Origin of the sequence: Protofrankia sp. Cj3 (assembly GCF_917627355.1) — a bacterium.
In the GTDB taxonomy this organism is placed as follows: Bacteria; Actinomycetota; Actinomycetes; order Frankiales; family Frankiaceae; genus Protofrankia.
This window is the reverse complement of sequence record NZ_CAKJTR010000271.1, coordinates 1-2,683: the sequence shown is the minus strand read 5'-3', so window position 1 is coordinate 2,683 and position 2,683 is coordinate 1. Positions and strand designations below refer to the sequence as shown.

General features: G+C 68.3%; 2 protein-coding genes. Both read right to left on the bottom strand.

The features are described 5' to 3' along the window. Nucleotides 1-482 precede the first annotated feature (482 nt). A complete protein-coding gene (locus MJ783_RS22085) occupies nucleotides 483-1,196 on the bottom strand; it encodes a class I SAM-dependent methyltransferase (RefSeq protein WP_239313533.1) in 714 nt (237 codons plus the stop codon). Between the two features lie 178 nt (nucleotides 1,197-1,374). Continuing rightward, on the bottom strand, nucleotides 1,375-2,595 hold the full coding sequence (locus MJ783_RS22080) for a glycosyltransferase family 4 protein (protein ID WP_239313530.1): 1,221 nt from the start codon (nucleotides 2,593-2,595) through the stop codon (nucleotides 1,375-1,377). Nucleotides 2,596-2,683 lie beyond the last annotated feature (88 nt).

The window sequence follows — 2,683 nt, the reverse complement described above, 5'->3', positions numbered from 1 at the left end:
TTGTTTTCTTAGCGAGCGACCGGCAGTAGGACTGTCCGGCTCGCGCCGCCCGGGTGGATGGATTGCGCGGCGGCGGGATTCACCGCCGCGAACACCAGACCAGTGACACATGGCATCGCGACGATATGTGCGGCCAGCCAGCGGCCGTGGGCAGCGGGCTCGTGGCCCACTACTCGACCGGAGTGACAGCCAGCGGGGCGACCACCCGAAAGGGCACGCATGACTATGCGGACGAGGCGGCACGGTTGGCGCTCGCAAACAACACAATACCTTGGCCTCGACGCGCTGATTCACTTTCGATTAAGATCAAAAGTGAATCAGGCAGCCGGAAACGAAATCGACATACCTGGCCAATACAGTTGGGCACGCGGTGACAGCATCGCGCCCGGACCGCCACCGGCTCGAATGGCCCGGCAGCGGCCATAATCGTTGGCGAGGGGACGAAGCGCCGAAAAATCCGCGCAAGTCGCGCTCCGTACCCGTCAGAGCTGCCGTTTGCGGGCATGGGTGAGCACGACGCTGCCGGCGCCGTCCGGGCTGCGCCGGTCGGACATCGCGATGAGAGGCGCGAGCGGCACGGCCGCGTTCCAGCCGGCCCGGCCGCCCCTGGCCGACAGCGTGAGGTACAGCCGTTCGGCCCACGGTGACCGGAACATGTAGGTCTGGCGGACCACAGCCATGCCACAACCACTCAGCAGCTCCGCCAGCTGATCGCCCGAGTAGGTGCGTTTCACCTGATATTTCTCCCGATGCTGGGCCACCAGCCGCGGCCACCGGTGCGCCTGGGTGAGCGCGTCGGCGGACATGACAAGATCCCCGTCCACCGTGAGCACCCGAGCCATCTCGGTGAGCGCGGCTGGGCCGTCGTCGAAATGCTCGATCGCGCAGACCGACATCACCACATCGAAGGAGGCGTCCGCGAACGGCAGGTGAAGGGCGTTCCCCTCGACAAGGGCAGGACGCCGGCGCAGCCCGCGGCCGAAGTCCAGCTTACCCCGGTCAAGATCAATACAGACGGCCCGGCCCCCACGGCGGACAGCCTGACCGGCCCAGTACCCGTCACCGCCAGCGACGTCCAGAACGGTTCGCCCGGCTAGGTCGCCCACCCACGCCAACAACGTGCTCACCTCACGGCGACGAATGACGTGCATCTGATGACCGGCGTAGGCCAGGACATGACTACGCAGTACGCTCACCGGCCACCTCGACGAAAGCTGCCTTGACAAAGCATCACTGCGCGGGCTCCGCCGGAGTGAAGCGCGGCCCGCCCCGCGCGGGCGGGCGGGCGGACGGGCTCGGCATCCCAGGCCAACCTCCCTGTTCTCGGCGCTAACCGCACTACTAGAGCAACATGATATGCAAACGGAAAGTATCCTAACAAGACCCAGTCGCACCTATGACAACCTCTAAGTAACGAACCCACTCCGTATCCACATCTGGAGGGACGATTCCGGCTCGCAGGGCTTCCAGCACGCCCGGCTCGTAGAGACGACGCAGCGCGCCCGCCAGCGACACCGGGTCGCCAGGCGCCGCGAGCAGTCCGTCCACACCGTCGCGCACCGCCCCGGCCAGCCCACCGACCCTGGTCGCCACCACCGGCAGACCGTACAGATGGGCGAGGCCAACGTTCTGAGTCGCCGTCCCCGAGCGGTACGGCAGCACGAGCGCGTCGGCGGCGGCGAACAGCGCGGGCACCTCGGCCGCGGGCACATACCCGGGACGCAGCTCCACTCGCGCCCGTAGACCACGATCGACGACGATCGCGCGGAGGCGGTCGAGCCCCTCCCAGAACTCCCCGGCGACGGTCAGGCGCACCTCCGGCGGCCCCATCGCCAGTGCCCGCAGCAGAACATCCAGGCCCTTGTATGGCCGGACCAAGCCGAAGAACAGCAGCCGGTGATGCCGGTGTCCCCCATCGTCCGCCCCGCCGGCGGCACCGCCGGCAGCACCGCCGGCAGCGGTGGCCTGTCGCCCCGGCCACAGATGTGGAGCCAGCATGGCGACCGAGACCGGCCGATCCGTCAGCGTGCGGGCCTGGTCCGCCTCGGTCGGCGTATGCACCACGACCCCCGACACCCGCCGTAACAGGGCGCGGGCCAGCGCCTCGTCCCCGGTACGCCGCTCATGCGGCAGCACGTTGTGGCACAGCGCGAGAACGACCGGCCCGCTCCCCGGCCGGAGAGCGGCAAGGATGCCCAGGTAGGCCGGTACCTGTATCGGGGTGACCAGCACAAAGATCACAACATCGACCTCATGGCGCAGCCGCCGCCCCAGCCGTACCCACGAGTCCGGGCGTCGCCACGACAGTGGATAGCTCGTGGCCGCGAAAGGCTCTGTCTCAGGGTGGCTCACCCGCTGGTGGCCTGGGTAGAGCCGGACCGGGTACTGCCGCGACCATGACTCGATCCGCACCCGGTGGCCGCGCATGGCAAGCCGGCGTGCCAGCTCCGTCGTGTGCTGGGCCACACCTCCCTTATAAGGGTGGGCCGGACCGACGATCACGATCCGCGCTGGAGCGCTCCCGGGCACCGCCGGCCCGGTCAGCGGCACTCCCAATAGCTCAGGTGGCTCAGGTGGCGGAATGGTGATCGGCATCCCGGCGGGGGCGTCCTCAGTTGTCACTGCGCGAACGGACTATCAGGTCGCCGATCAACGCCAGGACGACGATCTGGAAACCGACCAG